Genomic DNA, 18,551 nt, shown 5'->3' with positions numbered 1-18,551 from the left:
CGACAATGGCCGCCTAGTCACCACCCACCTCATCCAACCCATGAACACAGTTTTCCGCACCACCCTCCTCGCCACGGTTTTGAGCACCTTGTCCACCGCCTGGGCCGCGGATGCGGTGCTGGATGCGGCCGCCAAAGAGGCGGGTGCCGTGGTCACCCCCAGCGGGCTGGTGTACCGCTCGCTCAAAGACGGCACCGGCGCCAACCCCAAGGCCAGCGATGTGGTCAAGGTCAACTACCGCGGCACCTTCCCGGACGGGCGCGAATTTGACAGCTCCTACAAACGCAACCAGGCCATTGAATTCCCGCTGGGCAACGTCATCAAATGCTGGACCGAAGGGGTGCAGCGCATGAAGGTGGGCGGCCAAGCCAAGCTCACCTGCCCGGCAGCCATCGCCTACGGTGCCCGGGGCGCCGGTGGCGTGATCCCGCCCAACGCCACGCTGCTGTTTGAGGTGGAGCTGCTGGGCATCAACGGCCAATAAACCGCTGCGGCTGCGCACAGGCCCTGCGTACAAGCACGTACGTGCTTGCTGCAAGGTCTTGAAAAACAGGCGGATTCACCTCATTTGCAGCAGTGGAAGCCCGTGGCGCTTTCGCGGCGGGTTTTCAGAATGTTGCCAACCTTCCAGGAGAATCCAAATGAGCGCTTTAGCCAACCGCAGCTATCTTTTGAACGATTTTTTCCGCGACATTGCGCCTGCCTTTTATGTCCGGCCCCTGCACGGCGACCCGCTGCCCACGCCCGCGCAGATCAAGGTGGATGTCAAGGAATCCAAAGACGCGTACACCGTCCACGCTGAAATTCCGGGCGTGCCCAAAGAGGACATTCACGTGTCGGTCGATGGCAACTTGGTCACCCTGCAGGCCGAGGTGAAACAGCAAGACAGCACCGGCGACAACGACACCGTGCTGCGCAGCGAGCGCTATTTTGGCGAGGTGTCACGCAGCTTCCAGTTGCCGATGGACATTGAACAGGCACAGGCCAAAGCCAAGTTCGAGAACGGTGTGCTGACCCTGACGCTGCCCAAGAAGCTGGCCGCCAATCTGGCGCAAAAACTCACCATCGAGTGAACGCAGCGCCCGCTGGCACGGTGTTACACCACCAGCGGCTCTTCCTGTAGGGCTTCGATCTGTTCTTGCAGCATCTGCACCTGGCCTTGCCAGTAGTCGCTGGAGCCGAACCACGGGAAGTTGATGGCAAAGATCGGGTCATCCCAGCGCCGCGCCAGCCAGGCGCTGTAGTGGATCAGGCGCAGCGTGCGTAGCGGCTCGATCAGCGCCAACTCGCGCCGGTCAAACGGGCGGAACTGCTCATAACCATCCACCAGCGCGCCCAGTTGCCGGGTGCGCTGGGCGCGGTCCCCGCTGAGCAGCATCCACAGGTCTTGCACCGCCGGGCCCATGCGCGCGTCGTCCAGATCGACAAAATGCGGGCCGGGCAAGCTGCTGGCTGGCGCGTCCAGCGGCGTCCACAAGATGTTGCCCGGGTGGCAGTCGCCGTGCAGGCGCAGGCAGCGTAGCGCACTGTCGGGCTCGTCGTCGCTTTCGTCATCGCGGGCCAGGGCTTTCAGGCCTGTTTGACCACCGGCGTTAACCCCCAAGGGGCTGGATGCCATCAACGCCAGTGCGCGGGCCGAGGCCTTTTCCCAGGTGGACAACACATCCAGCGGCACCTTATCGTGGGCCAGCAGCCACTCGCGCGGCTCGATGCCAAAGGTGTGCACATCCAGCGCAGGGCGCACGGCAAACGGCTTGGCTTCCCCCACGGTATGGATGCGCGCCAGAAACCGGCCGATCCATTCCAGCACATCCGGGTCGTCCAGCTCGGGCCCCCGGCCACCCCGGCTGGGGCTGACGCTGAACGCAAAGCCGCCAAAGTGGTGCAAGGTCTGGCCCTGCACCACCATCGGCCCGATCACCGGGATCTCAGCGGCCATCAGTTCGGCTGAAAAGGCGTGTTCTTCCAGAATCTGCGCCTCGCTCCAGCGCTCGGGGCGGTAAAACTTGGCCACCACCAGCCGGCCATCTTCCAGGTGCAGCTGATAGACGCGGTTTTCATAGGAGTTGAGCGCCATCTGGCGACCATCGCCATACAGGCCGATGCTGGCCAGCGCGTCCTGCACCACGTCGGGGGTCAGCGCCTGGTAGGGGTGGCCCGCGGTCGCGCTGGCCGTCAAAAAAGGAGATGTAGAGGAGGTATTCACCCCGCCATCATGCCCGAAAGCGCGCGCGCCCCTGGCGCTTGGGGGCAGCCTCTAAAAGCCCTGGGAGATTTGCGCTAACCTGCCTGTCAGGCACCTCGACCCGGCTCCAGACCTGGCGCCAGGCCGTGCCCGGAGAGAACTTCATGTTTGACTACCTCATCATCGGCGGCGGCTCGGCGGGCTGCGTGCTGGCCGCGCGCCTGTCAGAAAACCCCGACATCACCGTGGCGCTGCTGGAAGCCGGGCCGCCCGACCGCAGCGTGCTGATCCACTGCCCGGCCGGGCTGGCGGTGATGGCCAAGTTCAGTCTGGCGGGCTGGGGCATGAACACGGTGCCGCAACCCGGCCTGAACGGGCGCCGCGGCTACCAGCCGCGTGGCAAGGTGCTGGGCGGCTCCAGTTCGATCAATGCCATGTGTTACATCCGCGGCCAGCGGCAGGACTACGACCATTGGGCCGCGCTGGGCAACCCGGGCTGGGGCTGGGCCGATGTGTTGCCCTACTTCAAGAAATCCGAACACAACGAGCGCGGTGCCGACGCCTTTCACGGCACGGGCGGCCCGCTCAATGTGATGGATTTGCACAGCCCCAACCCGTTTGGCCTGCGGTTTGTGCAGGCGGGCGCGCAAGCTGGCTTCAAGATCAACCCGGACTTCAACGGCGCCAGCCAGGAAGGTGTGGGCCAGTACCAGGTGACCCACAAGAAAGGCGAGCGCTGCAGCGCCGCCAAGGCTTACCTGACGCCAGCGTTGAAGCGCCCGAACCTGCAGGTGTTCACCGGCGCCCAGGTCACGCGCATCCTGCTGGAAAAAAAACGCGCCGTGGGGGTGGAGTTTGTGCAGGACGGGCAGCTCAAACAGCTCAACTGCCAGCGCGAAGTGCTGCTCTGCGCCGGGGCCATCCAGTCGCCGCAAATCCTGATGCTCTCGGGTATTGGTCCGCATGCCCATCTGGTGGACAAAGGCATCGCCACCCAGCACGATCTGCCCGGCGTCGGCCAGCATCTGCATGACCACCCTGATGTGGTGCAAGTGGTGCATGTACCTAACAACACCGAGCTGTTTGGCCTGTCGGTGGCGGGTGGCATCGATACCCTGAAGGGTGTGATGCAGTGGCGCCAGCACCGCACCGGCAAACTCACCACCAACTTTGCCGAGGCTGGCGGCTTCATCAAGAGCCAGCCCGGTGAGGCCACGCCCGACCTGCAACTGCACTTTGTCATTGGCAAGCTCATCAACCATGGCCGCACGCTCACTTGGGGGCATGGCCTGTCATGCCACGTGTGCCTGCTGCGCCCCAAGAGTCAAGGCAGCCTGCAACTGGCCAGCAAGGACCCGATGGCGCTGCCGTTGATCGACCCCGACTTCTTGAGCCACCGCGACGACATGGACCGCCTGATTCGCGGCTTCAAACTGATGCGCGGCATCCTGAAACAACCCGCCCTGGCCAAGTTTGGCGGGCGCGAACTGGCCACCACGGCGATTGCGCAGACCGATGAGCAGATCGAGCAGGTGATCCGCGACCACGCCGACTCCATCTACCACCCGGTGGGCACCTGCCGCATGGGCAACACCGATCAAGACGTGGTGGACGCGCAATTGCGCGTGCGCGGCATCCAGGGCCTGCGCGTGGTGGACGCGTCCATCATGCCGTGCATCGTCAGCGGCAACACCAACGCGCCGGTGATGATGATTGCCGAGAAAGCGGCTGACATGATCAAGGCGTCGCAACACCAGCCGCCCTGAATCCGACGCACAACGGAGGTTTAGGAAATTTTTAGCATTTTTCTAGGACTTGCTTAGCACCGCCGTAAGCAATATTTAGCAGCGCGTGACGGAACGGATTTTTAGACTTCTTTTCATGGTCGTTGATGCATGGGGCATCTTTGACCATTGACCCTACCGGGCCTTGTTGCCCAGAAAGAAGCACCATGAAATTTGATTCCCGTGAACTGCAAGCCGTCGCCGCTGCCGAACCCGCACGCGTTGATCTGTATGCCGGCATCCACAAGGCCCTGCGCGCCATGCTGACCGAGACCCTGCTGGCGCTGGGTCGGCTGGACATGGACGACCCCGACGAGATCAGCGCCGTCAGCGCCCGCATCGACACCATGCTGGACTTCTGCGCCAGCCATGTGCAGCACGAAAACGACTTTGTGCATGTGGCCATCGAAGCGCGGGCGGCAGGTGCCAGTGCCGCCATCACCCATGACCATGAGGAACACATGGCCCGCATCGCCCAGCTCAAAGTCAAGCTGGCAGGGTTGACCCAAACTGCTGCGGGCCAGGAGGCTGCGGCGGCCGCGTTGAACCTGTACCGCGACCTGGCGCTGTTTGTCGCCGACAACTTCCAGCATATGCAGGTGGAAGAAACAGCGCACAACGCCGTGTTGTGGGCACGGTATACCGACGCCGAACTGCTGGCCTTACATGACCGGCTGCTGGCGTCGATCCCGCCCGACGAGATGATGTTGGTGCTGCGCTGGTTGGTGCCTTCCATGAACCCGGCTGAGCGCACCGCGCTGTTCAAGGACATGCAGACGCACGCACCCGCCCCGGTCTTTGAGGCCACCCTGGCCATGGTGAAAGCCCACCTCACGACCCGCGCATGGGCCAAACTCACACACAGCCTGGGTCTGACGTCCGTGCCTGATCCGGTCGCGGTTTGACATCGGCTGGGTTGTCAGGCGACGTCCACCAGCTCCAGCGGGCAGTCGACGTTCAGCCTGAAGCGGCCCCGGCCCGTTTTTTCCATCTGGATCTGGGGGCAGTGTTCGGCAAGGCGGCGTTGCAACAACAACAGGCGGGCGTCCAGGTTGTCGGTCACATCAGGCAAGCCCAGGGTGGCATCCAGCCGGAGTTCCCGGTTCGAGAACTCGGTGCGGCCTTGTCGTGCATGGTCACACACCAGCTTCCAGAAAATCGCCCCGGCCACACCCTTGATGAGGTAAACGTCATTCAGAAAGATGCTGCCATTGGCGTGGAAATGACGTACCTGCAAAACGGCACCGGTCACCGCCGCCGTGGCTGATGTGGGGGCGTCGTCATCGTCGCTGTCGGCGTGATCGGGGGTGTCCTGCATCCGTTCGATGGCGGCGCCCAGATGGCCGGCCACTGCCACCAACACGTCTTCGTCTTCAAAACTGAACCTCAGATCGAGCGGACTTTCAACAAATAACACCCCCAGCAACCGCCCAGCCGACAGCACCGGCACCGCCAGCTGGCTGTGCGGCTCACGCAGGCCGGGATAGGGAATCTCTGCATCGAGCGTCAGGCCGGGCGCATTGGCGCAGAGGCTGCTGCGGATGGCGCGGCTGTAGAGATACGCGCTGGTCATGTGCCCGATGCGCACCGGCGTTTGCTCCCGCGCTGCAACACCGATCACGCCATCCCCCATGTCGATTTCCGAGCCTATGCCGGAGGTCGCGTAACCCGCGCTGCCCACCGTATACAGTCGCTGGGTCACCGGGTCCAGCATCAGGATCATGGCATGACGGATGTCCATGAAGTCTGTCAGCGAAGCCAGCGTGGCATTGATCAGTTCATCCAGCGCCTTGCAGCCTGACAGCCGCTCGCTGCAGCGCCGCAGGGCGCCCAACAAGCCACAGCGGTTGGGCGGCTGCGGCAAGGGCATCCCCTCGACCGCTTCGATCAGCTGCACCTCGTACACATCCGACCCCAACAGCCGGAACACGTTGGCCATGCCGGTATGCGACGCGATCCCGGCCAACTGGGCCTTCATGCCTTCAAACAACGCACCGTGTGTCTCTGTGCGCAAATATTTAAGGTGCAAGCGGAAGAACTCTGCCGTCACCGGGTGCAACACCAGCACAGCCGCGTAGGGGTTGCTCAGGATGTTTTTGCGGGTCTTGTTAAAAAACTGGAACGACAGGGCCACATGCGACTCGTCGACGTAATACACCTGCGAGATATAGGCCACATTGGGAGTGCCATCCTCAGCGCAGGTGGCCATGACCGCCGGAATGGCGCCTTCCAGACACGGCCGGATGCTGCCCAGCGTCAACGCGCTCATGGCAGCGGCTCCGTGGCTGCCGCCGTCAAGGCCGTTCCTGCCTTGGGCCCCGGCGTCTGGTCAAACGCCGCCTCCGGTGTCAGACTGATCGCCACCACGTCGTCCAGATCCAAGGCCAGCATGGCACGGGTAAACCGGGCCTCGAAGCCAACCCGGGCCACCTCCTGCTCCATGGCCACCAGGTAACGCTGCAGCAGCGGCTCATCGGCGGCCTGCGCCGCCCGGATCTGGGCGTTTGACGCCTTGACCTGCAAGGTTCGGTGGCTGAACGGCTCGCTGAACACCACAGCAATCCGCCCGGTGGCCGTCACATCCAGCAGCAACTGGCGCGACTGTCGGCGTGACAGGTACACCGTGATCAGTTCACCGCCGGGTGCAATACCGCTGGCCAGCGCGCGCATGATGCTGGGTCGCCGGTTGACGTCGCAAGAGCTGACAATGGTCGACACCCCGCTCTCCACCATCGCGACGTGGTCCGGCGAAAGCAGCAAAGGCATAGACGGCGCTTGCATGACGCAGAAGTATAGAAAGGAAGCCCCTTTTGCGAAACAGCTGGCGCGGTCTGTCGCTAACATCACCGCACCGCCACACTTTGCCGGATACAACCATGATTCGTTGGGACGCCCACATGTGCCTGCCGCTCCACCCGCAGGCCAGTTTCGAGCCGATTGACCAGCTGCGCACTGGCGGGCTCAGCTACGTGTCGATCAACGTCGGCATGGACATGAACCCGGTGTCGCAGATTCTGCAGGTGATCGCCGGTTACCGCGCCAACATCGCCGCGCACCCGGACAAATATGTGCAAGTCAACAGCGTGGCCGACATCGAACGCGCCCGGGCCGGAGGCCAGATTGGCATCGGTTTCGACCTGGAAGGTGCGATGCCGCTGCTGGCGCAGCCCGAGATGGTGGCGTTGTACGCGCGGCTGGGCGTGCGGCAAATCCACTTTGCCTACAACCGCAACAACGCGGTCGCCGATGGCTGCCATGACGAGGTGCGCGGCCTGCCCCCCTTGGGCCAACGCATGGTGGTGGCGGTGAATGCGGCGGGCATGTTGATGGACTGCTCGCATACCGGGCGGCAATGCAGCCTGGAGATCATGGCGGCATCCAGCCAGCCGGTGGTCTTCAGCCACGCCAACCCGCTGGCCCTGGCCGAGCACGGCCGCAACATCACCGATGAGCAGATTCGCGCCTGCGCCGCCACCGGCGGGGTGGTGTGCATCTCAGGGGTGTCCAAATTTCTGGGGGTGGCCGAGCCCACCGTGGCCGACGTGGCGCGGCATGTGGCTTATGTGGCCAACCTGGTCGGTGTGGCACACGTTGGTATCGGGCTGGACAACGGGTTTTCGCAACCCGGGCTGGACGACACACCACCCGGCGACTTCGACCCCAGCTACTGGTGGCCGCGCAGCGCGGGTTACGGCGGCGGCATTGGCGACATCCGCTACACGCCCATCGACACGTGGCAACAGCTCCCGCAAGCGTTACAAGTGGTGGGGATGAGCACCGCTGAAGCCGATCAGGTGATGGGCGGCAACATGTTGCGTGTCGCCTCCCAGGTGTGGCCCACGACCCGCCATGCAGCCTAAGCCAACCGCTCTGTCACGTTAACCCCGGAACCGCTTGCGCGTGAGGGCCAGCGCGATCCAGAAGCCCCCCACAGCAAACACGGTCAGCACCGCCACTGGGCGCAGCCAGTTGCTGGGCCACTGGTCCATGAACAGCGGACGCACCAAGTCCACCGCGTTGGTCAGCGGCAACCACTGCGAGATGGCGCGGACCACGGGCGGCAGTTGTTCCAGCGGGAAGAAGATGCCGCTCAAAAACATCATCGGCGTCAGAAACAGCGTGAAGTAATAGGTGAAAAAGTCATACCCCTTGGCCAGCGCATTGAAGATCAGCGCCACGCAGCTGAAGGTGATGCCCACCCCCAGCAGCACCGGCCAGGCGATCAGCAGCTTGGGTGAATAGCTGATGCCCAAAGCCAGCATCACCCCCAGAATCGCGGTCACGGTGAAGAGCGATTTGAACGCGGCCCAGAGCATCTCGGCCAGCACGATGTTGTCCAGATTCACCGGCGCGTTCATGATGCCGTCCCAGGTTTTCTGCACATGCATGCGGCTGAAGGCCGAATACAGCGCCTCGAAACTGGCCGCGTTCATGGCGCTCATGCAGATGCTGCCGCTGGCCAGAAACAGGATGTAGGGCACCTCCACCCCGTCCACCGTCACCTGGCCCACCAGCGCGCCCATGCCGTAACCAAAGGCCACCAGCCACATCAACGGCTCGGCAATGTTGCCCACCAGGCTGGGAATGGCCAGCTTGCGCCACACCAGCAAGTTGCGCAAGAACACCGGCCACCAGCGCATGGACAACTCGGGCGCGCGCCAGATGGACGGGTTTTTTTGACTTTCAAACCTGGTATTCATGGGGTCAACAGCTCGTGTATTCATCGTGTTCATGCATCTTCCCGAATTTGTCGGCCAGTGAGTTTGAGGAACAAATCCTCCAGATTGGCCGGACGGTGCAGGGTGCGCAACTGCGGGTGCGCCTCCAGCGCAGCCAGCAGCGGCTTGGCCTGTTCGGTGTAGAAAAACACCGTCTCACCACTCACCTCCACCCGGGCGGCCAGCGCTTTCAGGGGGGCATCCACCAGCGCCAGCGCGCCGTTGCCATAGACCTCGACCACATCGGGTTCCAGATGCTGGCGGATCAGGTCACGCGGCGTGCCTTCTGCAATTTTTTTGCCGTGGTCCACCACCAGCAGGCGGTTGCACAGGCGCTCGGCCTCGTCCATGAAATGGGTGGTCAGCAAGATGGATTTGCCCTGCTGCAACAGCAGTTGCAGGCGCTCCCACATCAGGTGGCGCGCCTGCGGGTCCAGCCCGGTGGTGGGTTCGTCCAGCAGCAGCAGGCGCGGGTTGTTGACCAGCGCGCGCGCCAGACTCAGGCGGCGCTTCATGCCGCCTGACAGCTCGCCGGGTTTGGCGTTGGCCTTGGCCGTCAGGCTGGCAAAGTCGAGCAGGTTGGGGATGCGTTCGCGGATCTGCGCGTCTTTCAGGCCAAAGTAGCGGCCATAGACCAGCAGGTTCTCGGCACAGCTGAAGTCCGGGTCGAGTGTGTCCATCTGGCTGACCACACCCAACTGCGCCTTGATGGCCAGCGCATCGCGCGGCATCTGCTGCCCAAACGCGGTGACGCTGCCCGCGTCGGGCACGGTCAGGCCCAGGCACATGCGGATGGTGGTGGTTTTGCCGGCACCGTTGGGGCCGATCACGCCCAGGCATTCACCCGGCGCAATGTCAAAAGACATGTCATTGACCACGGTGGCCTCGCCGTAACGTTTGACCAGACCGTGCACTGAAAAAATAGGTTCACTCATGGGGTAAATTGTGACCGGGATCAGGGCGACTGGCATGGCCTGGCTCTTTGACGGGCTGCTGGCAACGCTTTTTCCGGCCATTTGCCTGCGTGTTTTTCAAATGACGGGAATGGCCGCTGACACCCGGTGACCCCTGGTCAACACGACGCCAAAAAGCAGCCGGACATGGCGCAGTCGGCTCCTAAAATCAGGTCGCATCCGTCCACACAACCCTACACCCAGCACCATGACCACACTCGGTACCCCACTCACCCGTCACGCCACCAAAGTCATGCTGCTCGGCAGTGGCGAACTGGGCAAAGAGGTCTTGATCGCCCTGCAACGCCTGGGTGTGGAAACCACCGCCGTGGACCGCTACAACCACGCGCCGGGGCAGCAGGTGGCGCACCACAGCCGCACCATCACCATGAGCGACCCGGCCATGCTGCGCGAACTCATCGAACACGACAAGCCCGATCTGGTGGTGCCCGAGATTGAAGCCATTGCCACCCCGATGCTTGAAGTGCTGGAAGCCACCGGCGTGGTGCGCGTCATCCCCACCGCACGCGCGGCGCGCCTGACCATGGACCGCGAAGGCATCCGCCGTCTGGCCGCCGAAACGCTGGGCCTGCCGACCAGCCCCTACCAATTCTGTGACTCGCTGGCCGAATTACAAGTCGCCATTGACGGCGTGGAGGCTCAGCCGGGCATCGGTTATCCCTGCATCGTCAAACCGGTGATGAGCAGCTCCGGCAAGGGCCAAAGCAAGATCAGCGGCCCGGCCGATGTGCAAGCCGCCTGGGACCATGCGATGGCGGGTGGACGCGTCAGCCATGGCCGCGTCATCGTGGAAGGCTTCATTGACTTTGACTACGAAATCACCTTGCTGACGGTGCGTGCCAAAAACGCCCAGGGCGGCATCGACACCCATTTTTGTGAGCCGATCGGCCACATCCAGGTCAACGGCGACTATGTGGAAAGCTGGCAGCCGCACCCGATGAGCCCGGCTGCGCTGGACAAAGCCCGCCATATCGCCAAAACCGTCACCGACGATCTGGGCATTGGGGTAGACGGCCAATCATCTGGTCTGGGGCTGTTTGGTGTGGAGCTGTTTGTGAAGGGTGATCAAGTCTGGTTCAGCGAGGTGAGCCCGCGCCCGCACGACACCGGCTTGGTCACACTCACCACCCAGCACCAGAGCGAATTCGAGCTGCACGCCCGCGCCATCCTGGGCCTGCCGGTGAACGCCACCCTGCGTTGCCCCGGCGCCAGCGCGGTGATTTACGGCGGCGTGGACGCCAAAGGCATCGTGTTTGACGGCGTGGACGAGGCGCTGCGTGTGCCCAACTCGGATATTCGCCTTTTTGGCAAACCAGAGAGCTTTGTCAAACGCCGCATGGGGGTGGCGCTGGCTTTTGATGCGGATGTGGACGTGGCGCGTACCAACGCCAAGCTGGCGGCGTCCAAGGTCAAGCCGCGGGTGGCCTGAACGCCGAACTCTCTTTTTGATAACAACCAGCCCTTTTGCAACAAGGGCTGGAAACACTTTCTACTGAAACGCCACCTCGGCAAAGCTGCGCAGCTTGCGGCTGTGGAGCTGGTCCACACCCTGTTCACGCAGCAATTCCAGCGCACGCATGCCGATGCGCAGATGCTGGTCCACCCGCTCACGGTAAAAGTGGTTGGCCATGCCGGGCAACTTGATCTCGCCGTGTAGCGGCTTGTCACTGACACACAAGAGCGTGCCATAGGGCACCCGAAAGCGAAAACCGTTGGCCGCGATGGTGGCGCTTTCCATGTCCAGGGCAATCGCGCGGCTCTGGCTGAAGCGGCGCTGCGGGCCGTTGTCGGGCAGCAGTTCCCAGTTGCGGTTGTCCGTGCTGGCCACGGTGCCGGTGCGCATGATGCTTTTGAGGTCGGCGCCTTTGAGCCGGGTGACATCGGACACGGCAGATTCGAGCGCCACCTGGATTTCGGCCAGCGCGGGGATCGGCACCCACAGCGGCAGCTCTTCGTCCAGCACATGGTCCTCGCGCACATAGCCGTGCGCCAGCACGTAGTCACCCAGCTGCTGGGTGGTGCGCAACCCGGCGCAGTGGCCGAGCATGATCCAGGCGTGCGGGCGCAGCACGGCAATGTGGTCGGTGATGGTTTTGGCGTTGGCCGGGCCAACCCCGATGTTGACCATGGTGATGCCGCTGCCGTCGGGGCGCTTGAGGTGGTAGGCAGGCATTTGGGGCAACCTTGGCGGTGGCTTCAAGCCCCCACGGTCACTCACTTCGTGTGTTCCCTGCCCCCCAAGGGGGCCGCGTTCCTCCTTGGGGCGGCCCGGCGGAGGAACTTCGCCGGTTCTGCGGGGGAAATTGGGGTCAGCCCTGCGCGTCACCACATTGCCCGGCTCCACAAATGCGACATATTCGCTGGCCGCATCCTCCATGGCGGCGTGGCCCAGGGCAATGAATTCATCAATGTAGAACTGGTAATTGGTGAACAACACAAAGTTCTGGAAATGCTCGGGCGCGGTGCCGGTGTAGTGGCGCAGGCGCTGCAGCGAGTAGTCCACCCGCGGCGCGGTGAAAAGACTCAGCGGTTGTGCCTCGCCACGGTGTGGTTCAAAGGTGCCGTTGGCAATGCCGTCGTCCATGGCGGCCAGATCGGGCAGGTCAAACACGTCACGCATGCGGGCGCGGCGCTCGGCACTCAGGGTGCCCTCCACATGTTCGTTCTCGGCAAACGAGAAGTGCACCGGAATCGGCTGGGTGCTGGTGCCCACTTCAAGCGCCACCTGGTGGTTGTCGAGCAACAGGCTGAACTGTTCCAGGTAGTACTTGGCATACAGATCGGGGCGGCTCAGGGTGGTCTCAAAACGACCGGCACCGGCCACAAAACCGTAGCTCAGCCGCTTGGCCGCACCGGAGCCCTGGCGCGCCATGGTCTCGGTCTGCACCCGCACAAAGGGGTAACAGGCACGCACATGGCCGGGTAGCTCCTCACCCGCCACGTAACGCTGCATGGCCTGGCGCAAATGCGCGATGCTGTTGTCGTAAATCAGCTGCGCCTGGGCCAGCGCGGCGGCCGGGTCAGTGAAACGCAGAGGGGCAATAAATTCTGGCAGGTAGGGCATAAGGCAAAGGATCCAGGGCGCTTCAGTTTTTACAAACGTTAAACCAATTTGTCATTTGTAAGCCTAGTGTCGCGCTAGATGGCTAGCATGCACCGTCGTGATGCAACGGCGCAGGGCGCTACAGGTCGGCAAACCATCTTATCAATCAACAGGGTCAACAACATGGCGGAACAAAAATTGGGCAACCCGGCGGTGGTCGGTCTGGGCGGCTTTGGCTTGGCCACCATGGTCTTGCAGTTTCACAATGTGGGCTGGATGGGCCTGGGGCCGGTGATCTGGATCGGGCTGATCTTTGGTGGCTTGGCGCAGATGATGGCCGGGCTGCAGGAAATGAAGAGCGGCAACAACTTTGGTTACTGCGCGTTCACCGGTTATGGCGCTTTCTGGATCTCGCTGGTGCTGATGCTGCTGGGCAATCACTTCAACATTTACCCCGCCAGCACCACCGATGTGGGCTGGTTTTTGGTGGGCTGGACGCTGTTCACCGCCATCCTGTGGGTGGGCGCCATGCGCATCAGCAACGCGCTGGCCATCACCTTCACGCTGCTGCTGATCGGCTTCATCTTGCTGGACCTGGCGCACTTTGGCTACCCCGGCCTGACCGTGGTGGCGGGTTACGAGCTGATGCTGACCGCGCTTTGCGCCTGGTACATCATGGCGCACATCGTGTTTGCCGATGTGTTTGGCCGCGACGTGCTGCCGGTGGGCAAGCCCTGGTTTTGAGCCTGCGCGAACACTTTTTTCAAAAAGGGGGAGACATGAACATGCCATCATTTCAACGTTGCGCGCTGGCGCTGCTGGTGTCCCTGGCTGCTGGCGTGGCCAGCGCTACCGACGAGGCTGCCACGCCGCAAGAGGTGGTGACCAAGGTCTAGTCCGCCACCAAGTTCCTGCAGGACAAAGGGGTGTCCGGCTTTGCCGCGCTCAACAGCAAGGACGGCCTGTGGGTCTGGAAAGACAGTTATGTGTTCGCCTTTGACTGCCGCAAAGACAAGATGGTGGCGCACCCGATGCGCCCGGACCTGGTGGGCCGCGCCATCCTGCAGATCACCGACAACAACGGCAAATTCATCTTCAAAGAGCTGTGCAAGGCCGGCAGCCAGAGCGGCGGTGGCTGGGTGGATTACGTCTGGACCAAGCCGGGTGACGGCAAGGCCTCGCGCAAGCTCAGCTACGCGGTCACCGCCGACATGGCGTTTTCAACCGGCATCCACATCGCGGCAGGGGTGTATGACGACAAGCTGGCACTGCCCGAGCTGGTCAAACTGACCGAGCAGCTGGCCGACCCGGCCAAATACCCGTCGCACTGAACCACGTCGCGGCGCGGGCGCCCCGGCGGCGCACGGGCCGCTGGGCGCTGGCACCGACGCGGTGCAAAAACTGCCATACTGCGGGCCGTTTTGCTGAAGACCCAAGAGCCCACATGCTGAAATTTACCTGCTGCAACCAAGTCCGCCAGTTTTTGGAACCCGCACAAGCGCAGGTGCTGCGCGGCATCCAGCGAGGGTTTGAGCGCGAATGCCTGCGGGTGGACCGCACCGGCCAACTCGCCCACACGCCGCACCCGCAGGCGCTGGGCGCCAAGCTCACCCACCCCTGGATCACCACCGATTACGCCGAGGCGCTGCTCGAATTCATCACGCCCCCCTCCACCGACCCGGCTTACCCGCTGGCCTTTTTGACCGACATCCACCGCTTTTCGGCGCAGCAGCTCGGTGGCGAGTTTTTGTGGGCGGGTTCCATGCCCTGCAAGATTGGGGAAGACGCCGACATTGCCATCGCCAACTACGGCAGCTCCAACGCGGCACGCTTCAAAGAGGTCTACCGCCAGGGACTGGGCCTGCGCTATGGCCGCGCCATGCAAACCATTGCGGGCGCGCACTACAACTGGTCGCTGCCGGACGCCTTCTGGCCACTGCTGCGCGACTGCTGCAACGCCGACGAGCCCTTGCAGGACTTCATCAACCGGCGTTATTTCGGCCTGATCCGCAACTTTTTACGCTACGGCTGGCTGGTGCCCTACCTGTTTGGCGCCTCACCCGCGGTGTGCCAGTCGTTCCTGCAGGGCCACCCGAGCGACCTGACCGAACTGGCCCCCGGCACACTACACGGGGCCTATGCCACCAGCCTGCGCATGAGCGACCTGGGCTACCAGAACCACGCGCAAGACAAACTCGCCATCAGTTTCAACTCCCTGGCCGAATACACCCAGGCGCTGGAAGCGGCCATCCGCACCCACGACCCCTATTACGCCCAGATGGGTGTGCGTGATGGCGACACCTGGAAACAGCTCAGCGACAGCCTGCTGCAACTTGAAGCCGAGTTTTACGCCCCGATGCGCCCCAAACGGGTGGGCTTGCACGGCGAGCGCCCGGCGCTGGCGCTGGCCACCTATGGCGTGCAATATGTCGAGATGCGGCTGTTTGACCTGAACCCCTTCATCGACATCGGCATCGCCCCCGAGCAAAGCCTGTTTGCCGACGCGCTGCTGCTGATGTGCCTGTTTCGCGACAGCCCGCCCATCACCAGCCGCGAGCAGGGCGAAAACGACGAGAACAAACACCGCGTCGTCACCCGCGGGCGCCAACCCGGCCTGCAACTGCTGGTGCACAACCGCGAGCAGCCGCTGCGCGCGCTGGCGCACGAGCTGTTTGACGACATGGCCCCGTTTGCCGCCATGCTGGACGCCGCGTACGGCGGCCAGCACTACCACGCCACGCTACAAGCGCTGCGCCAGCGCATTGACCAGCCCGAACTGACCCCCTCAGCCCAGGTGGTGGCGGCCGCGCGCCAGCACGGCGGGTATTTCAACTTTGCCTTCGAGATGTCCAAGACCCACACCCAAAGCCTTCAGGCAGCGGCCTTGTCGCCCGAGCTCACCGCCCGTTTCCGGGACGTGGCAGAAACGTCACTGACCACCCAGGCGCAACTGGATGCCGAGCCGCAGTCACCGTTTGAGGACTATGCGGCGGCGTATTTCGCCTGAGACGATTCGTCAAAGTGCCAAAAAACGGCCACCAGCCCTGTGTGGATAAGGGCTAAAAGCTCCTTTTACTCTAGCAAATCGGCGCCACACTTTGCGCTGCTGCGCCACGCTGCAGGCTTAAAATCTGACTTTTTTCTTACTCGGAGAGCTGATCCATGATGAACTTTGCCCGAAGCAGTCTGGCCGCTGCCATGCTGCTGGCCTGTGCCAACCTGGCCCTGGCCGCCACCGTTCCGCCCGGTGTGCAGTTACATGCCAAGCAGGAAATGGTGCGCAACAACGGTTCCGAGCCCGACACCCTGGACCCGGCACGCGCCGAAGGTGTGCCGGCCAACAACGTGATCCGTGAACTGTTCGAAGGCCTGACCGCCGCCGATGGCGCGGGAAAAATTGTGCCGGGCGTGGCTGAGAGCTGGAAACAGACCGAGCCCACCACCTGGGTCTTCAAGCTGCGCCAGAACGCCAAATGGTCCAACGGCGACCCCGTCACCAGCGACGACTTCGTTTATGCCCTGCGCCGTTTTGTCGACCCCAAGACCGCCTCGGAATACGCCTCCTCGTTTGGCATTTTCATGCTGAACGGCAAGGACATCGTGGCAGGCAAATTGCCCCCCAGCGAGCTGGGTGTGAAGGCGCTGGACAAATACACGCTGGAAATCAAGACCCCGTACCCGGTGGCTTTTATGCCCGACCTGCTGACCAACACCCAGCTCGGCCCGGTGCACAAAGCCACGGTTGAAAAGTTTGGCAAGGACTGGACCAAACCGGGCAACATCGTCGGCAACGGCGCCTACACCCTGGCCAGCTGGGACGTCAACAGCAAGATCGTGCTGACCAAGAGCCCCAGCTACTGGGACGCCAAAAACGTGCAGCTGACCAAATTCACCTATCTGTCGGTGGAAGATGGCAACGCCGACGTCAAGCTGTTTGAGTCCGGCGAAAACGACATGGTCTACCAGCTGCCGCCTGGCACCTACGAGAAGTACAAGGCCCAGTTCCCCAACGAGATCCGCAATTCACCGATGCTGGGGCTGCGTTATTACTCCTTCCTCAACACCGACCCGCTGCTGAAAGACATCCGTGTGCGCAAGGCTCTCTCGATGGCACTTGACCGCAACATCCTGGCCCAGCGTGTGACTGCTGACGGCCAGGTTCCGTCCTACGGCGTGATGGTCAAAGGCATCAACGGTGCCGATGTCACCAGCTACGACTGGGCCACCTGGCCCGCAGACAAACGGGTGGCAGAAGCCAAGAAGCTGCTGGCTGACGCCGGTGTGGCACCCGGTACCAAGCTCAAGTTCTCCTACAACACCAGCGATTACCACAAGAAGATGGCCATTTTTGCCGCCTCGGAGTGGAAATCCAAGCTCGGGCTGGATGTGGAACTCGAAGCCATGGAGTTCAAGGTGCTGATCAAGAAGCGCAACGACGGTGAGTACCAGATCGCCCGCAACGGCTGGATCGCCGACTACAACGACGCCACCACCTTCCTGACGCTGGTGCAATGTGACTCGGACCAGAACGCCCAGAAGAACTGCAACCGCAAGGCCGAAACCCTGATCGAGCAAGGCAACCAGAGCGCCGACCCGGCCAAACGCAAGGCCCTGCTGACCGAGGCCGCCAAATTGATCATGGACGACTACCCGATGCTGCCGCTGCTGCAGTACACGGTGCCGCGCTTGGTCAAGTCGTATGTGGGTGGCTACACCGCCACCAACAGCTTGGACCGCTACCGCGCCAAAGACTTCTACATCATCAAACACTGAAATTAACGTCGCCCCACCGCCTGCCGCCAGCTTGACACCCCAACTGGCGGCAGTTTTCTGACCGGTCTGTGTCACAAGCACAAGACCGGCCCTCTGATTCTGGAGATTGTCTGATGTGGACTTATGCCCTGCGGCGCCTGCTCGCGGCGATTCCGACCTTGCTCGCGGTCATTACCGTCTGTTACCTGCTGCTGCACCTGACCCCGGGCGGGCCGTTTGACTCGGAGCGCAAGTTGTCCGAGGCGGTGTTGGCCAATTTGCAGGCCAAATACCATCTGAACGAACCCTTGTGGAAGCAGTACCTGCTCTACCTCAACAGCCTGTTGCACGGCGACCTGGGCGCCTCGTTTCGTTATGAAGACTGGAGCGTCAACGACCTGGTGGCCAAGGCCCTGCCGATCTCGGCGGCCATTGGCGGCGGCTCCTTGCTGATCGCCTTGGTGGTGGGCGTGGCGCTGGGCACCCTGGCCGCTTTGAAGCAAAACAGCGTGTGGGACTACTTCACCATGCTGCTCAGCAGCATTGGCAGTGTGTTCCCGTCCTTTGTCATCGGGCCGATGCTGATCCTGGTGTTTGCGATCTGGCTCAAGCTCGCCCCCTCGGGTGGCTGGGATGCCTTTGCACCACGTTACATGGTCTTGCCGATGGCGCTGCTGGTGTTCATCAACGTGGCCACCATCGCCCGGGTGATGCGCGGCAGCATGATCGAGGTGCTCAGCAGCAACTTCATCCGCACCGCCCGCGCCAAAGGCCTGCCGATGCGTACGCTGGTGCTGCGCCACGCCATGAAACCGGCGCTGCTGCCGGTGGTCTCGCTGATCGGGCCGCTGGCGATCTCCAGCATCACCTCGGCGGTGGTGACCGAGTCGGTGTTTTCGCTGCCCGGTTTGGGCAAACTCATTGTCAACGGCGCCAGCAACCGCGACTACACGCTGGTGCTGGGGCTGGTGGTGCTGGTGACGGTGGTCACCGTGGTGTTCAACCTGCTGGTGGACTTGGCCTACGCGCTGCTGGACCCCAAGATTCGCTATTGAGACTTTGCGGGACAGACCTCGGCGCGGCCGAGCCCTGTCC

Annotated in this window: 17 protein-coding genes; 11 read left to right on the top strand and 6 right to left on the bottom strand. The window is 62.8% G+C overall.

Features of this window, described 5'->3' with window-relative positions; all coding sequences use genetic code 11:
* The first annotated feature begins 40 nt into the window (after positions 1-40).
* A complete protein-coding gene (locus LHU53_RS10070) occupies positions 41-484 on the top strand; it encodes an FKBP-type peptidyl-prolyl cis-trans isomerase (RefSeq protein ID WP_227332517.1) in 444 nt (147 codons plus the stop codon).
* 157 nt (positions 485-641) lie between these two features.
* Positions 642-1,073, top strand: coding sequence for an Hsp20/alpha crystallin family protein (locus tag LHU53_RS10065; RefSeq protein WP_227332516.1), 432 nt, complete (start codon positions 642-644; stop codon positions 1,071-1,073).
* A 23-nt stretch (positions 1,074-1,096) separates the two neighbouring features.
* Here LHU53_RS10065 and LHU53_RS10060 read toward each other — a convergent pair whose 3' ends face one another.
* Entirely contained in the window at positions 1,097-2,206 is a 1,110-nt protein-coding gene (locus LHU53_RS10060; protein WP_370632269.1) for a serine/threonine protein kinase, read from the bottom strand.
* Positions 2,207-2,349: 143 nt separating this feature from the next.
* Here LHU53_RS10060 and LHU53_RS10055 point away from each other — a divergent pair, with 143 nt between their 5' ends.
* Both LHU53_RS10055 and LHU53_RS10050 read left to right on the top strand, forming a co-directional pair.
* On the top strand, positions 2,350-3,951 hold the full coding sequence (locus LHU53_RS10055) for a GMC family oxidoreductase (RefSeq protein ID WP_227332514.1): 1,602 nt from the start codon (positions 2,350-2,352) through the stop codon (positions 3,949-3,951).
* A 185-nt stretch (positions 3,952-4,136) separates the two neighbouring features.
* Positions 4,137-4,874, top strand: a complete 738-nt coding sequence (locus LHU53_RS10050; RefSeq protein WP_227332513.1) for a hemerythrin domain-containing protein — start codon at positions 4,137-4,139, stop codon at positions 4,872-4,874.
* A 14-nt stretch (positions 4,875-4,888) separates the two neighbouring features.
* Here the strand turns inward: LHU53_RS10050 and LHU53_RS10045 are convergent, their stop codons facing one another.
* The gene (locus LHU53_RS10045; protein WP_227332512.1) at positions 4,889-6,238 is read right to left on the bottom strand and encodes a GAF domain-containing protein; all 1,350 of its coding nucleotides are present in this window, start codon (positions 6,236-6,238) and stop codon (positions 4,889-4,891) included.
* Positions 6,235-6,735, bottom strand: a complete 501-nt coding sequence (locus LHU53_RS10040; RefSeq protein ID WP_227332511.1) for a hypothetical protein — start codon at positions 6,733-6,735, stop codon at positions 6,235-6,237. The genes LHU53_RS10045 and LHU53_RS10040 overlap by 4 nt, the downstream gene beginning before the upstream one ends.
* Positions 6,736-6,845: 110 nt before the next feature.
* Between LHU53_RS10040 and LHU53_RS10035 the strand changes: the two genes are divergently transcribed.
* The gene (locus tag LHU53_RS10035; RefSeq protein ID WP_227332510.1) at positions 6,846-7,829 is read left to right on the top strand and encodes a dipeptidase; all 984 of its coding nucleotides are present in this window, start codon (positions 6,846-6,848) and stop codon (positions 7,827-7,829) included.
* An 18-nt stretch (positions 7,830-7,847) separates the two neighbouring features.
* Here the strand turns inward: LHU53_RS10035 and LHU53_RS10030 are convergent, their stop codons facing one another.
* Positions 7,848-8,669 carry an ABC transporter permease gene (locus tag LHU53_RS10030; protein WP_227332509.1) on the bottom strand — a complete coding sequence of 274 codons (822 nt, stop codon included), beginning with the start codon at positions 8,667-8,669 and terminating at the stop codon, positions 7,848-7,850.
* Positions 8,670-8,698: 29 nt separating this feature from the next.
* Positions 8,699-9,622: an ATP-binding cassette domain-containing protein gene (locus LHU53_RS10025; protein ID WP_227332508.1), complete on the bottom strand. Its 924-nt coding sequence runs from the start codon at positions 9,620-9,622 to the stop codon at positions 8,699-8,701.
* A 226-nt stretch (positions 9,623-9,848) separates the two neighbouring features.
* Here LHU53_RS10025 and purT point away from each other — a divergent pair, with 226 nt between their 5' ends.
* Positions 9,849-11,090 carry a formate-dependent phosphoribosylglycinamide formyltransferase gene (gene purT / locus LHU53_RS10020; RefSeq protein WP_227332507.1) on the top strand — a complete coding sequence of 414 codons (1,242 nt, stop codon included), beginning with the start codon at positions 9,849-9,851 and terminating at the stop codon, positions 11,088-11,090.
* 60 nt (positions 11,091-11,150) lie between these two features.
* Here the strand turns inward: purT and LHU53_RS10015 are convergent, their stop codons facing one another.
* Complete coding sequence (locus LHU53_RS10015) at positions 11,151-12,725, bottom strand: AMP nucleosidase (RefSeq protein WP_227332506.1); 1,575 nt, start codon at positions 12,723-12,725, stop codon at positions 11,151-11,153.
* Between the two features lie 162 nt (positions 12,726-12,887).
* Here LHU53_RS10015 and LHU53_RS10010 point away from each other — a divergent pair, with 162 nt between their 5' ends.
* The 5 genes from LHU53_RS10010 to oppB all read left to right on the top strand — a co-directional run bounded on the left by LHU53_RS10010 (position 12,888) and on the right by oppB (position 18,511).
* Entirely contained in the window at positions 12,888-13,448 is a 561-nt protein-coding gene (locus LHU53_RS10010) for an acetate uptake transporter (protein WP_255631986.1), read from the top strand.
* Between the two features lie 182 nt (positions 13,449-13,630).
* Positions 13,631-14,035, top strand: a complete 405-nt coding sequence (locus LHU53_RS10005) for a cache domain-containing protein (protein ID WP_227332504.1) — start codon at positions 13,631-13,633, stop codon at positions 14,033-14,035.
* 113 nt (positions 14,036-14,148) lie between these two features.
* Positions 14,149-15,711: a glutamate--cysteine ligase gene (gshA, locus tag LHU53_RS10000; RefSeq protein WP_227332503.1), complete on the top strand. Its 1,563-nt coding sequence runs from the start codon at positions 14,149-14,151 to the stop codon at positions 15,709-15,711.
* A 155-nt stretch (positions 15,712-15,866) separates the two neighbouring features.
* Complete coding sequence (locus LHU53_RS09995; RefSeq protein ID WP_227332502.1) at positions 15,867-17,477, top strand: peptide ABC transporter substrate-binding protein; 1,611 nt, start codon at positions 15,867-15,869, stop codon at positions 17,475-17,477.
* Positions 17,478-17,590: 113 nt separating this feature from the next.
* The gene (gene oppB / locus LHU53_RS09990) at positions 17,591-18,511 is read left to right on the top strand and encodes an oligopeptide ABC transporter permease OppB (protein WP_227332501.1); all 921 of its coding nucleotides are present in this window, start codon (positions 17,591-17,593) and stop codon (positions 18,509-18,511) included.
* Positions 18,512-18,551 lie beyond the last annotated feature (40 nt).

The sequence above is a fragment of the Rhodoferax sp. U2-2l genome, assembly GCF_020594515.1.
In the GTDB taxonomy this organism is placed as follows: domain Bacteria; phylum Pseudomonadota; class Gammaproteobacteria; order Burkholderiales; family Burkholderiaceae_C; genus Rhodoferax.
This window is presented reverse-complemented; position numbering and strand designations above follow the sequence as displayed.